The organism is Bacteroides sp. BFG-606, assembly GCF_024788145.1.
Classification (GTDB): Bacteria; Bacteroidota; Bacteroidia; order Bacteroidales; family Bacteroidaceae; genus Bacteroides; species Bacteroides vicugnae.
In genome coordinates this window covers 5,950,028-5,971,068 of record NZ_JANUIL010000001.1, presented here as the reverse complement: position 1 = coordinate 5,971,068, position 21,041 = coordinate 5,950,028, and the positions used below count along the sequence as shown (strand labels likewise).

General features: G+C 42.3%; 9 protein-coding genes. 1 reads left to right on the top strand and 8 read right to left on the bottom strand.

Annotation, left to right across the window (positions count from 1 at the left end):
* Positions 1-6 precede the first annotated feature (6 nt).
* The 7 genes from NXV01_RS23010 to NXV01_RS22980 form a co-directional block, all read right to left on the bottom strand.
* On the bottom strand, positions 7-1,836 hold the full coding sequence (locus NXV01_RS23010; RefSeq protein WP_217721211.1) for a DUF5010 domain-containing protein: 1,830 nt from the start codon (positions 1,834-1,836) through the stop codon (positions 7-9).
* A gap of 29 nt (positions 1,837-1,865) precedes the next feature.
* The gene (locus NXV01_RS23005; RefSeq protein ID WP_148364647.1) at positions 1,866-3,227 is read right to left on the bottom strand and encodes a glycoside hydrolase family 99-like domain-containing protein; all 1,362 of its coding nucleotides are present in this window, start codon (positions 3,225-3,227) and stop codon (positions 1,866-1,868) included.
* Positions 3,228-3,250: 23 nt separating this feature from the next.
* The gene (locus NXV01_RS23000) at positions 3,251-5,239 is read right to left on the bottom strand and encodes a SusD/RagB family nutrient-binding outer membrane lipoprotein (RefSeq protein ID WP_148364648.1); all 1,989 of its coding nucleotides are present in this window, start codon (positions 5,237-5,239) and stop codon (positions 3,251-3,253) included.
* Between the two features lie 11 nt (positions 5,240-5,250).
* Positions 5,251-8,529, bottom strand: coding sequence for a SusC/RagA family TonB-linked outer membrane protein (locus NXV01_RS22995; RefSeq protein WP_148364649.1), 3,279 nt, complete (start codon positions 8,527-8,529; stop codon positions 5,251-5,253).
* Between the two features lie 456 nt (positions 8,530-8,985).
* A complete protein-coding gene (locus NXV01_RS22990) occupies positions 8,986-11,571 on the bottom strand; it encodes a hypothetical protein (RefSeq protein WP_195649709.1) in 2,586 nt (861 codons plus the stop codon).
* A 197-nt stretch (positions 11,572-11,768) separates the two neighbouring features.
* Complete coding sequence (locus NXV01_RS22985) at positions 11,769-14,030, bottom strand: GH92 family glycosyl hydrolase (protein ID WP_148364651.1); 2,262 nt, start codon at positions 14,028-14,030, stop codon at positions 11,769-11,771.
* A 45-nt stretch (positions 14,031-14,075) separates the two neighbouring features.
* Complete coding sequence (locus NXV01_RS22980; protein ID WP_148364652.1) at positions 14,076-17,318, bottom strand: glycoside hydrolase family 2 protein; 3,243 nt, start codon at positions 17,316-17,318, stop codon at positions 14,076-14,078.
* A gap of 599 nt (positions 17,319-17,917) precedes the next feature.
* On the opposite strand from NXV01_RS22980, the gene NXV01_RS22975 reads away from it, so the two are divergent.
* Positions 17,918-19,798 (top strand): DUF4980 domain-containing protein, encoded by a 1,881-nt coding sequence (locus tag NXV01_RS22975; RefSeq protein ID WP_008774815.1) that lies wholly within the window; start codon positions 17,918-17,920, stop codon positions 19,796-19,798.
* Between the two features lie 189 nt (positions 19,799-19,987).
* On the opposite strand, the gene NXV01_RS22970 is transcribed toward NXV01_RS22975, so the two are convergent.
* A complete protein-coding gene (locus NXV01_RS22970) occupies positions 19,988-20,860 on the bottom strand; it encodes an aldose 1-epimerase family protein (protein ID WP_148364653.1) in 873 nt (290 codons plus the stop codon).
* Positions 20,861-21,041: the final 181 nt, after the last annotated feature.

Below are 21,041 nucleotides of genomic sequence, written 5' to 3'. Positions count from 1 at the left end.
GTTTCTTTATTTCTCTGCGATAATCTCTGCATAATTCAGGCTGATGTCACCTTCGGTCACTATCAGGTTGAAGTCGGCATATCCACGTGCATCGCGAGAATAAACTGCTATTTCGACTTCTTCCCATGTACTGCCTGTTGCGGGGAGGCTTACGCTTTTTGTCATTGTATCGCCAATCTGGCAACGTACGCTGGCAGCACCATTGCTGGAATAGCGGAAATGGATAGTTGATTTTCCGGTTCTGAAAGGGAGTTCTTTCCATTTCAGTGTGTTCAGACCACCGGAAGTGAGGTTGGTATGCCAACCACCGTTATACTTCGTGTCGTTGCAATATTTTACTACTCCCTGTTCGGGAGCATTGTTCATTTCCACTTCCGTCAGAGATGTTTCTATCTTGCTGCCGGAAACAGTGCCTTGGTAACAGTAGTCACAAGCTTCAGCTTCCAGTTTCTGTCTGGTCGGGAAAGGATGATTGCTATACTTACGGAGCAGGTTGATGCGCTGGTTGGGATAATCGTAATAGATCTTGTCCGAACTACGCCACCATGCAGCGTTTTCTGCAAGGTCGGTAAATCCTTCAAGGAATACCAGATCAGGCTTCTTGGATAGGAAAGATTCCATCATCTTGGTTGCATAACGGCCGTGGTCGGCATCTATAAATTGCCAGTTCGGACGAGCTAGATCACCTTGTACGAATCCCGGACATCCGCTGCCTACGCTGAAACCTTTGAAGTTGTAAGCGGAAATATAGGTGTTGTAGAGCAAGTTTTCGTTATATACGTCCTCTGCCATATCCATTGTAGGAACGGCAAACCAGTTGTGAATACCATCCAGATAGGGGCAGTCCACCAGTGAGTAGTCCCGGTCAGTCCATTCGCGTTGGATGATGAGGAACGGACGTACGCCAAATGTGGTGTTGAAGTCGTCGCTGATACACTTCAGAATATAACTCAACTTTCCATGATAGGCATCTGATTTCGTTTCGTCAAGTCCGGTCGTACTTTTGTACTTTACCGGGTCTTTCTTCATCAGTTCGCTAAGATAACTGTCCTGTAGGAATCCATTGGGGTTCCAGAATAGGATGACAGGGCGTCCGTCTATCTCAAACCAATAGTCACGCGGAACATTTTCGAACGATGGTTTCAGGTTGGCATCCCAGATGTAGTAATATATCTCTTTGCGGAAATCGTTGTTTGCACCTTTCATATCTTCTTTCTCAGGGTCGAGGAAGAGTAGCGGATAGTGTGAACCCTCTACGCGGCTACCATTTTTGAACGGTTTGTTGTCGTATCCGTATCCTTTATGTGCATTGCGTGCAGCCGACCATGAGGCAGGGGTATCATCAAAGATAGCGATCTTGAATTCATGTTCCACACCTTTGCGTTTGATAGCTGCCATCAAGTCATGGAGTTTGTCGGGGCGACCGTGGTCTATATCAGGATTTGCTTCACCACGACAGTTCATGGCAACATAATCCTGACCACTGTAAGCGATTTCTTCTACGAAGTTGTCCCACCAGTCGGCTTCGGTAATTGGACCGGGATATGCTTTGTCATCTTGTGCTTCGGGATAAGCAGAAGCTACGTAACGGCAGAATAATGAACGGTTGTGCATAGTAGAAACGTCAGTGAACGGCTTGTCCATCTTTTGGCGCAAGTTGCCTTCGAATCCAGCCAATGTACCTATTTTATAGGAACGTACAATTTCTTGTTCCGTTCCCTGTCCACCTTCAGAGCCGGGACCGTCGGGCCCGTCATTCGGATTGTCATCAGAGCATGTCCAGCAGAAAGCCCCCAAACCTAGCAGACATATGTATTTCCAATATTTATTTCTCATATTCTTTTTATCATTAAAGAGTTAACATTTTAGTTCTTCTTGAATTGCTGGCGGGTGATTTCCAGATATGTTCTTCCATATCCGTTGCCATAATTTTCTACTGTCGGCTCGATGAATGAGTCGAAATTATATTTGTTGTAAGAGTCAACCAGAATCAGACGGTTGCGTCCGGCATTCATCTTGGCTACGTTACACATGGTACGATATGTGGCAGGGTCTTTTTTTACAATCGGTGAGTTACCGATAGAACCGCGACCATCCTGCACCAGCTTGTTCCAAGCCGGACCAACAGTAGGAACGAACTCCATGCTTCCGTCGCCAAATGCTGGTAATGCAGTCTCACGGTTGTACTTCCAGTTCTGGTCTATCATTTGCGGATACATATAAGAGCGGCTCATTTCCGACTGGTCGTACATATTACGGCTGGCTACAGCGTCTACGCAGCCTTCCATGTAAAAGTATTGGTAACGCATCTGGTTGCACCATACATCGGCACTTTCCACCATGATGTAGATGTCGTAGCCGGTAGCTTCTTTCACAGCTTTCCGGATGCCATCGTACATGGCTTTGGATTCTTGTGCATAGATTTCACCAGTCTTATTTTTAATGTAAACCACCGGACGCGTGCCACCGATTTTGTAGTAGCGGTCGTCAGAGAAGTAACAGCCGATTTTGCTGAAGAAGTTGTTCAGCAGTTGTTGGCGGGTGTATGTGATACCATCATATACCTTTCCGGCTGCAGTCTCGATACAATTGGTTGAAGATAGTGTAGGAGGCAGGTCGACGATGTTGTTCCAGTTAACACTAACCACAATTTTCATCGTTTTCAAGTCGACGAAGTCTATACCCGGTTGTCCCATGTGTGGCATCGGAAGGCGTTTGCCGCCTCTGCCAGAGCGTCCCAACATCAAGGTGATGAACAGAGAGTCACCTTGATTAATTTCGGTACCGGGTCCTTTACCCAAATCTGCTCCTGCTTCGGGCAGAATGATAAAGTCTGCCCCAGCTTCGATGCAATCGTCCACGTGTTGTTGTATCATTGGAATCATACGGTAACTTTGACTTCCTGCATCCGGCTGTAAATAGCCGTCTTTTTGTGATTCGGGCATTACTTGCGGTGTCAGGTTATTATAGTCATTCTTTGCACTCAATTCCTTATCGGTCAGCGTCAGAAGCTCCCAGCGGGTGAAGTTGGGATCACCGTTCGGCCTGGTGGTAATATCATTCCCTTTGTAGTAGAAAATGCCAACCTGATAATCTTCGGTGACAGGAATTTCCGGAATTTCGTAGTTCAAGAAGTAGTCATCGATGTTCGGACCCTCTTCTTTGTTGCATCCCGCAAGAAGTAATAAAGCGGCAGAGCACCCCGTAATGTATTTCATTAGTTTCATAACTGTCTTTCTTTTTTATTTTATTATTTATTATCTTCTATGCGTACAAACTTGATACTTGCCGCTAAGCGTTCTTCTCCTTGTAGGGAAGCATACTCGGGATAGTCTTCCAATACGTTTTCGACAAATTCTTCAATGGTGTCTCCATACCAATGAGCTACCATTTCGTTATTATACATTAACTGACCGCCTTTCCAACGTTCGTATAGACCTTCTTGATTGTATGGTCCGCCGATACCCAATGGAGTAAAGAAATTATCATTATAGTTTCCGTCGGAACGAGGTACCAGTGAAGTGGATTGTAGCATACGGCAGGCTTCCCGGTAATAGTTCATGTTCCAGTTACGTTCGTCTGTAGGATATTGCAAACGTTCGGGAACCGGATCGAATTGATTGGCCCCGTAGGTCCCGTAATTGTTCGGAGTTCCGTTATAGAAAATAGGAGGATATTTCATCACACGTGTTCTGCGTTCCAGTGTCCAACCGGCAAATCCGTTGAAGTAGTCGGCGATGTAACGTTGTTTCCATACTTGTTCCAGATTGTTTTTATAACCGCCTTTTCCGTTGATATCGGCTTTGTAGAAGGCACGGTAGTCACGACATCCCAGTCCGTTGGTGTTCCATTTGACTCCGTTACGTTCTATGTATTCGGAGATTCCGGCAGTAACACTATATTCGTTCATGGAAGCAGTAATACCGTTGTAGTAATATTGTTCAGCACTCTGCGGCAATGCAACATTCACACCCCATTCATCTTTACGTAATTGGATTTCGGCAAGCATGAAGTTTACGTCCGCCCATGTCAACAGTTTCACCATAGCATCCTGTTTGATGAAATCGCGCTGAATCAGAGCATATGTGTAGCCTTCAATACTTACGGAAGCGGTTGAATAAAGGCTCTGAAGGTTGTTGTTGTGTTCATCCTTGCCGACAATCCATCCACTCGGTGTTTGTTTCAGCTCGAAGCGGGGTAGGAAAGGTATTCTGTATGAAACTTGTACGTATTTCTGTTCTGCTTCCGACCATAGGGAGTCTCTTACTACGGCACGGTAATCACCCGTTTCATTGATACGGGATGTTTGCGCATATCTGCTCAAACGGGGATCTTTGTAAGAGCGCATATAACAGAAGAAGTATTCGTTCATTGCCGGGTAAGTTAGCCCGCCTATTTCTGTCTCCAGCTTGGTGCCCAGATCGAATTCTTTCAGGATACGGTTGTAATATAAGGAAACGTCGGCATTGGGGTCAGTACCATAGCGTCCTGCTGCATTGTCATTGTTGGAGCTGAATAAGTAGTTGCGGTTGGTTTCGTTCAACGCTTTTTCAATTTGCTCACGTGCCATAGAGATAGCTTCAGGGCTTTTTTTCATGTTCATCATGCGGATAGCCACGTCCAGACGCAAGGAGTTGGCAAATTTACGCCATTTTTCAATGTCACTGTCACCACTGGCAGAAGGATAGAAAGGATCTTTCAGCATTTTGGGTCCGTTCGGGTCGAAAGTTTCTACTGCTTGATCCAGCCAACGGAGGATTTGCATATATGCTTCAGCTTCACTGTTATAGTAATATACGTTTCCATAAGTCTCTTTACAAGCTGCGTCCATAGGTATCGGTCCCCAAGTGCCTGTCAGTACGGAGTAGAGGTAGGCTTTCCAGGTAATCAGTATTGCCCAATAATTTCTATCGGTGTCCTGAGCGTATTTATCTTCCATAATAGCTACATCACCCAATACTTTCTTATAGAAGTTATAGAATCTGTCACCTACATTGTCTGAACTTTGCGGGCTGGTCCAGGAAACCACGTAGCGTGCCATATAGGCGTAATAGTTATAATTCATTTCGGATAATACGTCCAGAGACTTGTAGATAGTGCCTGGAAATATTTTCTGAATATCAATCTCATCCAGATATAGTTTGTTGGGGTTCTGGTTAGTTGCGTCGAAACTATCTACGCAAGATGTTGCCAATCCCAACAGAGCTGCGGTACATAATGTATATAAATACTTTTTCATTGTCATCGCTGTTAAAAAGTTATTTTAAAATCGAAACCGTAACTGGAAGTCGGTAAGTTGAAACCTCGTTCCAAACCTTGTTGGATTCCCATGGAAGAAGTTGCTTCCGGATCTATCCCCTTAGGTGTTTTCTGGTGGAGAATAGCTACATTTCTGCCTACGGCTGAAATTCTCATAGATTGTATGAAACCTATCTTTCTTAACCAATTCTTAGGAATATTATATCCTAAGGAAATCTCTTTCAGTTTTACATAAGAGGCGTCATACAGGTACAGCTCACCGTTTTTGCCACTATCATTAGTCCAATAGTCTATTGGTTTAATCCATGCCTGGCAAGGCTGTCCCGCTAGTCCCGGTACGGAACTGTCATAAACGGCTCCGGGGATATTCATGCCTTTCGGGCGGGAAGCATCCATATAAATATTGTTTTTGCCGGAAGGTACATATTTTGAATCCAGAATACCGAGATAGCCCGTCTGGTCACCTTCGTTGAGAATCATATCAGCAAATAAATGTTCTGTACGTCCGCCCAGTGACATGATAGATTGTGCATTTCGGGAAGATTGGAAGGCAGTCTCCGACCATACGTGTCCACCCATACGAATATCGAGCATGGCAGAAAAAGACAAGTCTTTCCAACGGAGAGAAGTACGGATACTACCCGTCCATTTCGGTTCTACGCTGGCGAGGAATTTGGCTTCACCTGACAGGGGACGACCGTTGGCTCCCACCAATACTTGTCCTTCATCATTGGTTTTCCATGGCTCACGGCAATAAAGACTTACCAACGGCTCACCTTTCACGATACGTAATTCTACACTGTTTTGAACGGTAGTCAGTGTCATGTAGTCCATTCCGTTTGCCAGTGAAACTACTTCTGAGTTGTTTTTCGCCCAGTTGATGTCTACTTTCCATTCCCAATCTTTATTTCTAAAAGGAACGACTCCCAATGTCACTTCATATCCCCAGTTCTTTACTTCACCGGCATTGAACAAGGCTTCTCCATATCCGCTTACACCGTTGATGGTGGAAGTCAAAATTTGGTTTTTGGTATTCTTATTATAATAAGTGAAACTAAAGGAAGCGCGGTCTTGCAGGAAGCGCAGATCTAATCCCGTTTCGAATGAAGTGGTACTTTCCGGTTTCAATGTGTTGGTTTTCCGTTTGTTTTCACTTTCGAACCACGCCATGTCCCCCAGATAAGAAGTGTTATAACTGAATCCATTTAGCAACTGGTCGAAACCGGTATCATTACCTACTTTGGCATAAGAACCACGGAACTTGGCATACGATAGCCAATCTTTTGGAATGCTTTTTACCAACTCCGTCAGTACGAAACTGACGCCGTAGGAGGAATAGAAATAAGAACGGTTGTCAGAAGGTAAGGCAGATGACCAGTCGTTACGTCCGGTAACATCCAGATAAATGAAATCTTTATAACCTACACTGACTGTTCCATAGATTGCTTGCTTTTTCTTTGCATTATATTCCGGCCATGATTTGATAGTGGCGCCATTATTGGTAAGAGAAATAAAGTCGGAGGTAGCCAATGTTCCGACTTCCGAGTTTTGTTTCTTAAACAGGAAATCCTGCGAATTGGCACCCACGCTGGCGGATATATTGAAGTCTTTCCAGGTCTTGTTGTAAGAAAGCATAGCCTCATAAGTATAGTTACGAGCTTTCTCTGTGAACTCTTTGTAAAATCCGTCGGCATCCCCCGGAGTGTACATATTGCGGAATTCATACCCCTCTTTCATATTCAGGTCGAGAGCGGCCTTCAAACGCAGCTTCAGATCTTTGGTCAGTTTGTAGTTTACTGTTACATCGGCCAGTAACCATTCTTTCTTGTCTTGGTTGGAAAGCTCGTTCAGCATCCATACCGGACTTTTAAATTGAAGGGCGGTCGGTTTTCCGTTTTCATCTTTCCAAGGATACATTTCCTGTATGGAAAGGTCACGGGGCATATCCATCAGTGTATAGATAGGGTTACGGTCTGAATTGTTACGATAAGAGCGGTTGTTGACATGCTCATGTGTATAGCGTCCATTCAGATCGACATCCAATGACTTTGTCAACTTCACATTGGAACGTACATTGAATGCGTTACGGGTAAGTTTGTTCAACCCTTCCAGTACGTCGTCGCTTCGCAGGTTGGTAAAGCCGATACGGGTAGAGACATGTTCGGTGGCCCGTTCTATAGAAACACTGTTTGTCCAGGAGTAAGCAGTCTGGTACATAGAGGTTGTATTTTCCGGAGTAGGAACATAGGCTTTGAGTTCTCCGTTGCGTCCTACTACCTGAAAGCCTAACATAGGCATACCCCATGAACGGGAATTATCATAACCTTCCATTCGTTGGATGCCATAAGGCATATTTGGATCATAAGGAACCTTTACGTCACCATTGAATGAGTTGGCTTTGTTATTTTCAAAACGGTTGATGTGCCCACCGCCATAGATATTCTGATAGATAGGGTATTGTGAAAATTCTGTGAATTGTACATTTGTAGAGTACGTAATCCCCAGACCACTTTTTTGACCGGCTTTTTTGGTCGTAATCAATATAGCACCATTAGCGGCATCCGAACCGTAGAGTGCGGATGCGTTGGCCCCTTTCAAAACTACGATATTTTCAATGTCGTCGGGATTGATACTGTTAGCAGGGTTACCGTAATCGATTTCACCACCAGTCACATCATTTATAATAGGTACACCGTCGATTACGTAGAGTGGTTGGTTGTTGCCGGAAATGGAATTGGCACCACGGATACGTACTGTGGCTGAACCGGCAGCACCATTTGATATCACTTGCAGACCAGCTACTTTACCAGCCAGCATATTTACAAATCCGGCATCCCGGTTTTCGGTCATGCCTTCTATGTCCATTTTCTGGAAGGCGGTAGACAGAGATTTTTCATCGCGACGTAAGTCCATAGCTGTTACTACTGTCTGTTCCAACATTACAGCATCTTCATCCAACGTCACATTCAATACATTCTTTCCTTTTACTATATTGAATGATTTGGTTTTAAAACCAATATAGGAGAATTTCAATACAGCACCGTTTTCAGGAACTTGAATAGAATACTTGCCATCAAGATCGGTTATTACACCTTTTGTTCCGCCCACTATCACTACATTGGCACCGATAATAGGCTCACCTTGTGTGTCGGTCACTGTTCCTTTTACTGTCCGGTTTTGTGCTTGCACTACCGAAACGCTGAACAGCATTAAAATAAAAATGAGACTTCTTTCATAGCATCTCATGTACTGAGAAAATCGTTGTTTCATGTTTTTCATGAATTTATTTATGAATAATCACTAAATTAAGAATTAATCGGATGAGAGAGCCTGAATTCGTTTTAAGGTTCGTCATTCGAATCAGATTAAGGTGTTCTTTCTTCTTTCATAATAATATTATATTTTTTAAGATTAATTTTCAGCAAAAGAACTATAAGACGATAAAAAAAGAGGGGTGTTCGCGATTAATTGGGAATTAAAAAACAATTAAATGTGAATTAAGTCTTTTTTTTCTTATAATCATTCACAAATAGGTGCTGTTTTTCTTGGTATTGGATGAAAACAATGTAACGGGCTATAAAATATTACTGGAATTATTCGCGTTTGTAATAAAGAAAGTATAGAATCTCCCCCTCTTTCCTCCATCTTGATATGTATCGGTGGTTTAAGGAGAGGGGGAGGTTTGTTTTATAGAATAATTAATTAAGAAGCAATTGTCGGCCGGACTTATAAGTCGGCAAATGGGATTTTGTAGCTTTCACCCATCGAGTCGTGATATTCTTTGCAGAAACGATCATATAGGTTTCGAGCTATACCTTTTTTCCCTTGTGCGGCCAGTACTGCACATTTAGCAGCCAGAGCCTCCTCATTGAGCGGGTCATGCAGGAACATGATGTCGGCAAGGCGGATAATCATATCCTGATGATTCCGGCTGATTTCAATATCCAGCAAATTTTTTAATAAGTCAATAGAATGACTGGAATAGGCATCTTTAAAATCGTCCAGCCAATCAACAATGGTATTGGGTAATAAAGGACCATATAGCAATAACTCTAAAATTCTATTGAGCAATTCTTCACTTTTCACTTGTTCGAATTGTTTGGTACATGCAAGTAATGTGTGGTAATCGCAAAAAACATTTGTTCCCCATTTTATACGCAAGAAATTGTTTTCTATCATTACTTCCATATCTCCGATACTTTCCAACAATACCCGTAGCTTGCGCAGATTTACATTACGGTTATTGCGGGCGGCTGTTTCTTCTTTTTCCGGCCATAGTATTTCCGTTGTTTTGGAAGTTAGGATGCCTTGGGCATTTTTTTCTGTATAAAGTATCAGCAGAATAAGCAAGTGTTTCAGACGGGGGGTAAAATTGGATGTGATGTCATTTCCATTTTTATCGCGTACATTGAAACAGCCCAACAAAGAAATAGATGCACGGCTACGGTCATAATAATTGATCGTTTTTGTGAAAACGGATTCCGTGTCTTGTATTCTTTCTTTTTTCGGTATGATTCTGGATTCAGACATTCCTGGTTGTTTGAGGCTGTCTTCAGTTGTTGCAGTGGGAGTTTCTTCTATAATCCTCCCGGCTGCAGATGCTTTTTTCTTTTTACTGCTGTATTTGAAACGGTAGAATACTAAACCGACCAATGCAAGTAGCAGTAAGACTCCGGCGGTATAGAAATGCCATCGGCTGTTAGCGCTTTCTTCAACTGTTGACTGCCGGATATCCATTTCATTTACGAGAGGCATATTGATGGCGTAAATAGCCACATCATGTGTGTGGTTACTTAGTATTTTATCTAATACTAAGAATAACTTTCCATGTGACGGAGAAGTATAAAGGCTGAAGTCACAATCCTGATAAGTTGATTCGTTATAAATGGGCTTGGAAACTTCCGTATAGACGGAATCTTTCATTGAAATCTTCCATAACACACCTCCTTTATTTGTCGAAACAGCATAAAAGGAACTATCCGATGGCTCGAAATACATGGAAGAGGCCATTATCGTACCATCTTCTTTGGGATTATTTTGTTGCCAGACTATACGTGACTGCTTATTTTTCAGATTGATGGAGCATAATCCCCAATAATAATGGCTACTCAACTCTTGTTTGCCATACTTGTTTCCTCTACCGCCGAAGATATATAATTCATCGCCCACTAGAGCCATAGCTGCCGAATAACGGGGGTAGAGGGGACGTTCGTATTCTATTTGTTCCACTTTGTTAGTACCGGATTTCATCCGGTAAAGATCGTTGCGGTATTGGTAGAAACCATAACCTCCGAAAAAGTAGAAACAAGAGTCTGCCGGATTAAAAGTTTTGGCATGATTATAATTGGTGGCTTCTTCTGTGTTGCGTATCTCATTACTCCATTTTTCTGTGTCAAATGAGAAACTGGAAATTATGCCTTTCTTGGGATAATAAGACACAAGCTTATTGCTTAAAGTATCATATAAGAGATGATTGGGGAATTCTACAGCCGGATAGCCTCCACGCACTATCACTTCGTTCTGCAAAACTCCATTCTCGTCTAAGATTTCGATTGATTGGGATTTGACTAAATAAAATAAGGCCTCACGGGCATTGAAGGCCACGTTCAGTTTTCCCGGAATTTTAGCCTGATGAACAAGTTTCCATTCGATATGATTGTCTATTAACCATAAGGGATGGACAGCACGTGCCACAGCTCTTTCTATTTCATCATAACAGACATTATCATTATGCTTCCACAACTTCCATTCACGTATCTGTTTTCCATCTTGTATGATGGTTATATTTCTAAGATTTATTGGAGCTACATCTGCCAGATAGTTTTGCATTTGTCCGAATAAAGCGGTAACACTTTTCACTCCTTGTAAGGGAGCCATAGCTGATATTTTCTTGTTATCGTAATCTATTTCTATGACATTATCCTTCAAACGCAAGTGCAAAGAAACATCCAGCCATTTTTCTCGTTCTATGGGGCTGTTAATGTTGACGATGCCTTCATTGAGAACCAACGCTGGAAAATGTCTTTCTTCACCTGCGACAAATGAAAAACGGATATATTGATTGGTGTTTGTATGCAGATGGAGAATAGAGCCGAAGTCATGCTCATTGACACGTACATACATTTGAAAAGAAATCGTGAAATCGTTTTTTATAGAGAAAGGTTGGTTATCATCCAAGTACAAGGTTGTTCTCTCAATTCCAGCTACTGCATGGGATTTGAGAGAAAGTCCATAATCATACAAAGAAGATGCGTCCACTTTACCTACCATGCAAAGCAGGACGAAGAGCAAAATTTGTAGTTGATATTTCATAGTACTTTATTTATAGTGCAAAAATACAAAAAACTGTATGATATCCCCAAGAATCAGAATTTATTTATAAGGCAATACTTTCAAACTACCGTTTGTTATTACGATCATACGTTTAATGAAATATGAAGATGTCCCAAAATAGAATGTAGGAAATGAAAATTCTATTTTGCGACATCTTCATATAAATCGGGCAGTACTTATTTGGCTTCTGCTGAAGGAGGAACGGCATTGTCTTCGCTGCCCCATGCTTTATTAGGTTTATTGCCCATTGTCAGTACTAATTTACCTCCGTTTTTCAAATCGTCATGGCTGAACCAGGGTTTTTCCCATTTTTGACCGTTCAGTGTAGCCGATTGGATGTACTTATTTTCGTCGGAAGCATTCTGGGCTTCGATTTCAAATACGGAACCGTTGCTGAGTATTATTTTTGTATTTGTGAAAAGTGGACTTCCGATATTGTAGATTGGTAAGCCCGGAGTGACAGGATAAAAACCCAATGAAGAGAAAACAACAAATGAAGTCATACCTCCGCCATCTTCGTCCCCAGGTATTCCCATGAGGTCATTACGGAACCATGTTTTCAGCATCTGACGGATACGCTTCTGCGTTTTCCAGGGTTGACCTGCATAATTGTAGAGATAAGGTATGTGTAATGATGGCTCATTTGCCATAGAAAACTGCCCGACATTACCCGTGTGGTCAGGTAGTTTTGAATAGAATTCATATTTACTGCGTCCCAGCGGTTCACTGAAAGTACGGTCGAGATTGGAGATGAACTGCTCTTTTCCTCCCATTAGGTTGATGAGGTCGGCCACATTGTGAGGTACATCCCAACGGTAAACCCAACCATTGTTCTCTCCATAATATTCGCGGGCGCCCATACCACCGGAATAACGGTAATCGAACGGTGTAATCCACTTGCCTTCCTTATCTTTCGGGTGGAAGAAACCGGTCTCTTTATTGAAGATATTCCGATAGTTGTAAGAGCATTGCAGATAGTGGGCGGCTTCGTCTTTCTTACCCAATAATTCTGCGATACGAGAAAGACACCATTGGTCGTAGCTGGTTCCTAATGTGACAGCGACAGGTTGACGCTTTTCGAAAGGGTGTACATTCGGATCTGTTTCCTTTTCATCCGGGCGAAGGGCGGGGATATATCCGTTTTCGCGGTAGAAGTTGTCCAACCATCCGGCAGCGGCTCCCGACCAGGGCGCAAGAGTTTTTTCTTCCATTCCTTTCCGGCACGCTTCATAGGCTTTCACCGCATTTATGTTCAGTCCTTTAGCCAGAGCGTCGGCTATGGTGGCAACGGCATGATTGGAGTTCATGCGGCGTGAGTCACCTGTAACTTCAGGGAAGGTAGGCATCCACATTGTTCCCATCTGTTCCGCCATTAACAGGAAAGAAGCAATGATGTCTTCTTCTTTTTTGGTGTCGATCAATATACGAAGTGGATGTGCCGCACGGTATGTGTCCCAAATCCAGTCATCGTTATAGAAAGGCGTACCGTTGTCATCATGTACCTTGCCGTCAAAAGCACTAAAGTAACGGCCACCGGCTTCACTCATGCAGATAGGGCGCTCGAAAGTACGGTAGAATGAAGAGTATAATACAGTCTTGTCATCTTCTGTTCCTCCTTCCACTTTGATACGTCCTAGAGTTTCGTTCCAGATTTGGCGTCCTGCTTTTGCCAGGTTTTTTATATTGTAGTCTTTCAGTTCATTACGCATATTCTTTTCTGCTTGTTCTTCACTGATGAAAGATATGCCGTAACGAAGACTGACTGTTGTTGTACCATCGGCAAAACGCCATGCTGCACAAGCATTGATGCCTTCCGCATTGTCTTTGCTGGCTTCGATGACTCCGTCTTTTAAGATGCCAGTGCTTACCGGTTTTTCCTGTGGTTCGATATATACGTACACATTGGTGTTGGCACTTAATTGCTGATGGCCGCTGATAAAGTTTTCGCCTACATGAATCGAACCATTACGGGAGTTTATAATGATATAGGCAGGTTTGTCTGCCTCAAATGTGATCCGGTAGAGAGCCGACTGATGGGAAAGGGCATATTCTGCTTTCATGCTGTTGTCGTTCAGGTCTACTTGATACGAGTAAGGCGTGATATGTTCGTTATCGTAGTTGTAGGTTATGATCGGACGAAGCTCTTTTCCCTGATAAGGACTAAGGTTGAACGCGGAACGTTCCCGGTGATTGGTGACAATCAACGGCAGCCCGTTTAACAATTCGGTGGTATAATCCGCACGTTCGGGATAGACACGAAGCATACTGTTTGGTAATTGAATGGTCGGAAACGTGGGAACTAGCAGATGGCTGATATTCCCTATGTATGGATTGACATAGTCGACCGGTGTCCGGTTAGTGGTTTGTGATTGCTCTCTATTACATCCGCTTAACATTGCAGCAACTGTGATCGTAGCAAAGAAATGTAAGATTCTCATGGTACTTTTATTTTTAATCGTTTTTAATCCTCTTTTATCTTCATTTTATCTGGCTTCCGGGTTTGTGAAGGCAGCTTTCAAAGTCGGAAGAAAATCCTTCTTGTTATCGCATTTAAAGAAACCGCTGAAATCATTCCGGTCCCCGTCTCCTATTTTAATAACCAGTTTATTCCATCCTTGCAATAGAGGGATTTCTTTATAGATTACCTCGTTACGTCCGTCGTGAGATATGCTTGTATAGGGGGTGTCATTAATGAATAATTCACGAGTTTTTGCTTTTAACATCAGAGAGAGTTTTGGCATATTAGGCTCTATCAGCAGGTCATCCAGAGGGCGCGGGCTGAATACGTAGAATTCCAGTGTCCATCCGTTATCTTTCTTTACGAATTTTTCTTTGGTTGCTACGGGGAAGTTTATCTGTTCATCACGCAGGAAGAATACTTCATTAATATTGGTTTCTGGCTTCTGATAGCTTATTCCTGCATTTTTTAAGATCATACTTAATGTGTTGTATCCTTTTTCTGAATTGGCGAATTCGGTCAATGTACTTAAATAAAAGGAGGAAGCACCTTGCTGGTATTTAACAAATACCGGAGTAGCGGACGTACATTCGTATTCACTGCGGATTGTTCCGGCAGTTTTGATTTCCTCCGGACGCTTGTTCCATTTGCGCCAGTCAGTCTTACAAGCGTTCAACAAGATATCCCCTTCTTCTACGAATGTGCCTTTTAATGAATAATTGGAAGCATCCGCTTTTTGAAGTTCGCAGAAATAGAAATCAGAATTGTTAAGTCCTTGCATCCATGCTTTCTGCACAGGTAGGAAAGAGGAACGTTTCAGTGGTTCCAGTGCGACAGGAAGTGGTAGAATATCATTGTATCTGCCTACTGTTTCCGGTGTAATTCCCCAAATCCATAAATCTGCACCTTTGGCGAGTTGTTTCTGTATTTCCTTTTGGGTAGTGTCATCTAACACTTGGCTGCCATCTATGATGTAAAGCAGTGAGGAGGGAGTGGTGATTTTAGAAGCGAATGCTACTCCTTGTGCATTTAACAGGTGTTTTACTTTGCTTTCTGGATTGCCGATAAATACTACCTCCTTATAATTTTTGTCCGGATTGGTAGTTTTGTGAGCTTTATATTGCTCTTTGTCGATGATGGCATAAGGAGACCATGCTGGTGCGCCCGGAGCATTGGCAGCACGTAAGGCACTATACATCGGCCATTCTTGATAGAGTGGCAAGGTGGGATCATAGCCAGGATTGAATGTAGTGCAATAAGGTCCCACACGTTCTGGTTGTACACCCGGAATCCCCTCTTTGTACTCACCGAAAAATACACCATCTTCTCTAACATCAGGTGCTTTGGTAATGTCTTTTTTACCGAGTGGGAGTGGTTTCAGCGCATACCATGCCATATTGAAAACCGTACTGTATGAAGCCCCCATCCGGCGTTGGTTGGCTATTAGGTTGTAACATTCGTTAGCTAACCCTTCCATACGTCCTTCTTGTGATTCGTAGGCACGTTCTCCGTTATATTTGGATACTTGCTCAGGTGTGCCGTAATATGCCATACTGTGTTCACCGATTCCCCAAGGCTTTCCGATATTAATCCAGTTTTTCATGGAGTTGATGTCTCCGTAATGTCCTACGGTCACGGGTAATATACCATTACCGTCGTCTTCGCCGTCAGATGAAATCCAAGGACGGGTAGGGTCGTACAGACGTACAATGTCACGCCATTCTTTCCATGCTTTTTGTTGGGCGGGGATTAATTCGGGACGGTTATATACATGCAGGATAACAGGTTTATTTTCATTGCTGATACTCCAACCGAAAACGGATGCATGATTGCGGTCACGCAGGACGAAACGCTTTAAATGTTCTTTCGATGCTTCCCAGAAGTGATCTGAATCTAGTTTCGGACCGCCGTCGCTAGCCCAGTTAGCGGTCTCATTCAGTACGCAGATTCCCATTTCATCCGCCATATCCATATAAAAACGAGGATAAACCTGTGCGTGCGGACGAACTGCGTTGCCGTTCATGCCTTTAATAGCGGTAAACCATGCCCATGCGTAGCGGCGTGTCATTTGCGGGATACCCATGAAGTGCCAGGAGTCTCCGTGTAGAGCATAAGGTTTGCCATTGAGGTATTGTGTGGTTCCCTGTAATGTCCATTCACGCCAACCAAAACGTTCGTATTTCGTGTCGATAGTTTGTTTCTTGTCCTTGATAGAAAGTAACAAGGCATACAGATTCGGTTGTTCGGGAGTCCAATATTGTAGTATATTCTCATTGACAGGTACTTGCAGTGTTATTATCTGTGATGCATTAGCTGCAATTGAAACTTTGCGTGGTGCGACCTGTAATGCTTCCGTACCCAGTGTCCATGCGGGAACGGGAGCGGAGTTTATGTCCGTTCCGGCGTAATTTATCCATTCTCTGACATTGCCTTGCAGTTGTATGTCAGCTTTCCGGTTGGTTTTGTTTTGTATGGTTACTTCGATTTCTAATGTATTCTTGGCAACCAATGGTTTCACATATACATCTTCTATATGTATTTGGGGTAAAGCTAACAGATATACATCTTGCCAGATACCGTTGATGTGATATCCCCACATAGAGCCTCCTGGGATAATACGGCGGCCGATAGTTGAATTATCTTCAAATAAGGATTGGCTGCGCACGCCTACAAGCACCTCTATTGTTTCACCGGGAGTGACTTTATCCGTGATGTCGAAGCTAAATGGCAGAAATAAATCGAAATTTTCACCTATTTTTTCCTTATTGACATAGACTTCTGAATATCCTGCGACGGCTTCAAAGTAAAGTTTGATTTGCCGGCCTGTCCAGTTGGAAGGAATTGTTATATTTTTTTTCATCCATGCCATTTTCACTTGTTCCCATTCTTTCGGATAAGACGGATAGTTACGGTGGTCGGGACCTTCGAGATCACGATAACCAAAAGCGTTGATATTCCATGGAGAAGGTATTTTGATGCGTGTCTTACTCCAGTTACTACCATCTTTCGGGAGTGGTAATTCGGGAGCTGCTCCTTTACCTTGTTTATAGTCTTTCGGTAAAGCAATGGGTTGGAAATCCCAATAGCCATTTAAACAAATTTCTTGGCGATGCTCTTTCTCGGTTTTATTCACCAGACCTTCACTGGGAGCGAAAGGATAGGGATAGAGTAATTTTTGACTGTTAGTCGCCGTTTGTGCATTTGTCTGTACGGGCTGTAAGGTAAAACTTGCCAGCAAACTGCACAATAGGATTAGATTTTTTTTCATATTTGTACATTAATAGTTTTTCTGATATTATTAGTTAACGGCAAAGTAAAAGGAAAAGTATTAAAAAGGAGGAATGAAATGGCTTAATCTGGGATTAAAAAGTGATTAATTGCATAAAAATATTTGTTTTTCCTTTAAGTAAAGGAGAAAAAAGACTTTTAATCATCTTTTGTAGGCTTGGATAATATTATGAATAAGGATGATTTTGTTTTACGCTTGACAGCTTATTTTTCAGGTGATTGATAAGAATCCCTATAGTCAAAGTTTGTACGACAGTGGAAGAAGATGGAAAGTTCGCCCTTTCTTTTGATGGAGGGATACAGTTGGACCATTGTCACAACTACAGGGAACTGGACTGTTTATGATGATTTTATAGTATCAAACATACAATTATCAGTCGGTATTCATATGATGAAAATTCATATACTCGGTCCTATGAATATTGATTGTTTTGAATTCTGGTAGAAAAATAGTAAGGTGATGTATCAAAATTGATACCCTTTGAAACAAAGTTTATAGACGAAGGTGAATATACCCCCTATCTTTGCCTTCATCTATTTTGATTAAAAGCTTGTGTAAATCAGGAATACTTTGTTGCCATGAAAACAACCCCTTGGATAAAACTATGTAAAGGTGCGGCACTTGCATTAGCAGTCTCTTACGGACTGACTTATTGCCATACAACTAAAAGCAAGTTGACTTTGGAACAGAAAGGTGATAGCCTGACTGTCATTCACATCACCTATCCGGCTAATTATATATTGCTTCCTATAGAAGAGGAAGCAATGGAAAGTCAGGTTCTTCTGGATACAGGAGAGGCTACAGATACCGATATGGATATTCGTCTGGCACAGACAAAAGTGGACTATTTTGTTCCGCTTGCCTTACCTGCCGGAGCAAAGACTGCTACCGTACGTGTGCGTAATAAATCAAAGGATGCACTTTGCTGGAAAGAAATCAAACTATCTGATACATTTGATACAGCCAATACAGATAAGTTTCGTCCAGTTTATCACCATACTCCTCTGTATGGTTGGATGAATGATGCCAACGGGTTGGTCTATAAAGATGGAGAATATCATTTGTACTTTCAATACAACCCTTACGGTTCCAAATGGGGAAATATGCATTGGGGACATTCCGTCAGCAGAGATCTTGTGCATTGGGAACACTTGCCTCCGGCTATTGCCCGTGATACATTGGGACATATCTTTTCCGGCAGTTCTGTTGTTGATAAGGAGAATGTGGCTGGCTATGGAGCGGGGAGTATTCTGGCTTTTTATACTTCTGCTAGTGACAAAAACGGGCAGATCCAATGTCTTGCTTTTAGCAAAGATAACGGACGGACATTTACGAAATACGAGAAGAATCCCATCCTTTGTCCTTCTGACGGTTTGAAAGATTTCCGCGATCCGAAAGTTTTCCGGTATGAACCGGAAGATAAGTGGGTTATGATTGTTTCTGCCGATAAGGAAATGCGTTTTTATGACTCGAAGAATCTGAAAGACTGGAATTATATGAGCAGTTTCGGAGAAGGGTACGGAGTGCAACCTTGTCAGTTTGAATGTCCGGATATGGTGGAACTTCCGATAGATGGAGACATAAATCGTAAGAAATGGGCGTTGATAGTAAACGTGAATCCGGGATGCTATTTCGGAGGGAGTGCAACCCAGTACTTTACAGGAAACTTTGACGGAACGAAATTTATTTGTGACAATCAGCCAAATGTCACGAAATGGCTGGATTGGGGAAAGGATCATTATGCTACGGTCTGTTTTTCGAACACAAGTGATCGGACGGTTGCCATACCTTGGATGAGTAACTGGCAATATTGCAATATTGTTCCGACAAAGCAATTCCGTAGTGCCAATGCTTTACCGCGTGAGTTGGGACTTTATACACAAGACGGTGAGCTTTATCTTTCAGCGGCTCCGGTGGCAGAGACGAAAACTTTGCGGAAAGAAAACAAGGAGATTCCTTCTTTCACCGTATCCAATGATTATCATATTGATTCTCTACTGACTGATAATAACGGAGCTTATGAATTAGCATTGGAGATTACTACCGGCAAAGCGGAGATTATGGGCTTCAGTCTCTTTAATGATAAAGGTGAAAAGGTAGATATCTATTTCAATCTTCCTGAAAAAAGACTGGTAATGGACCGGACGAAAAGTGGTATCGTAGATTTCGGAAAGAATAGCGTCCCTCATGAAATAGAAGCTCATGACCGTAGAAAGACGACTTCGATCAATTATATCGATGATTTCGCATTAGCTACCTGGGCGCCGATAAAAAAAGAAAATAAATACGCTTTGGATATCTTTATTGATAAGTGTTCTGTAGAAATATTCCTGAATGGAGGAAAAATAGCAATGACGAATCTGGTTTTTCCATCGGAACCATACAACCGTATGTGTTTTTATAGTAAAGGAGGAACGTTCAATGTTGATTCATTCAATGCGTATCGATTAGGTTTATAATATAAGGTAGAGGTTTACACAATAGATATTTTCATAGATTCAGTAAGAGCAATGGGTATTAGTTGCTTAAAGGTTCATAGGTTAGATTTATAAGTTAGGTTTTGTAGATTAGAATTAGGTGTTGGTAGCTGTCAGATGTGAAATCCGGCAGCTACTTTTTATTTGCTGGGTCTTGTTGGCTATTGTCGATTATTCTTCGATTTCAATTGTATATCCCCCTTGGAATATCTCATCCGGTTGCAGGTGCTGTATCCAGTCTTTATCTTTATATTCCCCTGTATAATGTGCGCGGTCGCAACGTCCATACCAAGGCTCGATGCAAACAAAAGGAGCATTCTTTGCAGGTGGCGACCAAAGGCCGACTACCGGAGCATTGAAGTGTAAACTTAAATAAGCCCGTTTCTCCTTATTAAATAAGGTGACTTTGCGAACCTGGCCGTTTTCCAAGATCAAAGCATCTTTATCAAAAGTATGAGTATCCAATGGTAACAATCCGTCTGCCAACTCTAAGGAATACTCAACAGAAGGATCAGCGCATCCCTTTTCAGAAATAAGAATATACTTCAAGCCATCTTTCCTGTCGAATCCGAAGAACCCTCTTTCTAAACTGTTCGCATCAAACTCCGGCCAGTAGAAAGCAGGATGTGCCCCAATCTGAAAATACATTTCTTTGTCGCCGGTATTCTTTACTTTCCATATCACCTCAATTTGCTTTCCTTGAATGCGATAACCTATTTCCAGACAGAATGGAAACGGATATTTTTGCAAAGTCTCTTCATTGCTGATAAGGCGGTAATGTACTTCATTTTCTTTTTCGGAAACAAGCGTAAATTCCATGTCGCGTGCAAATCCATGTTGGGTAAGTGTATAAGGAATCCCTTCATTGCGATATTCATTTTCCCATACGCTTCCGACAATAGGGAATAGGACAGGAGAGTGACGTTTCCAAAAAGCAGGATCCGCTTGCCACAGATATTCTTTTCCATTGGCGAAGATGCTGCAAAGTTCCGCTCCATGCGGAGATACTTGAATGGTAAGTTGTTCGTTGGAGATTGTTTTCATATCGTTCAATTTTCAGTTGGTTACAATCGGTAACTGACTTTTTTTATTAATCGTTTTAATTATAACTACTTTTTAAAAGCTTATATCACTACGCAAAGGTAATATTTTCCCACTGACAAGAGAATATCTTCTCCATAATTCTTGTGATGAGAAAAATAATGTATAAAACCCTATAAAATAG

Bases quoted from the DNA above. Each gene is read 5' to 3' on its own strand.
- NXV01_RS22970 (WP_148364653.1), bottom strand. From the start codon at position 20,860: ATGAAAACAATCTCCAACGAACAACTTACCATTCAAGTATCTCCGCAT.
- NXV01_RS23010 (WP_217721211.1), bottom strand. From the start codon at position 1,836: ATGAGAAATAAATATTGGAAATACATATGTCTGCTAGGTTTGGGGGCT.
- NXV01_RS22975 (WP_008774815.1), top strand. From the start codon at position 17,918: ATGAAAACAACCCCTTGGATAAAACTATGTAAAGGTGCGGCACTTGCA.
- NXV01_RS22985 (WP_148364651.1), bottom strand. From the start codon at position 14,030: ATGAGAATCTTACATTTCTTTGCTACGATCACAGTTGCTGCAATGTTA.
- NXV01_RS22990 (WP_195649709.1), bottom strand. From the start codon at position 11,571: ATGAAATATCAACTACAAATTTTGCTCTTCGTCCTGCTTTGCATGGTA.
- NXV01_RS23000 (WP_148364648.1), bottom strand. From the start codon at position 5,239: ATGAAAAAGTATTTATATACATTATGTACCGCAGCTCTGTTGGGATTG.
- NXV01_RS22995 (WP_148364649.1), bottom strand. From the start codon at position 8,529: ATGAAACAACGATTTTCTCAGTACATGAGATGCTATGAAAGAAGTCTC.
- NXV01_RS22980 (WP_148364652.1), bottom strand. From the start codon at position 17,318: ATGAAAAAAAATCTAATCCTATTGTGCAGTTTGCTGGCAAGTTTTACC.
- NXV01_RS23005 (WP_148364647.1), bottom strand. From the start codon at position 3,227: ATGAAACTAATGAAATACATTACGGGGTGCTCTGCCGCTTTATTACTT.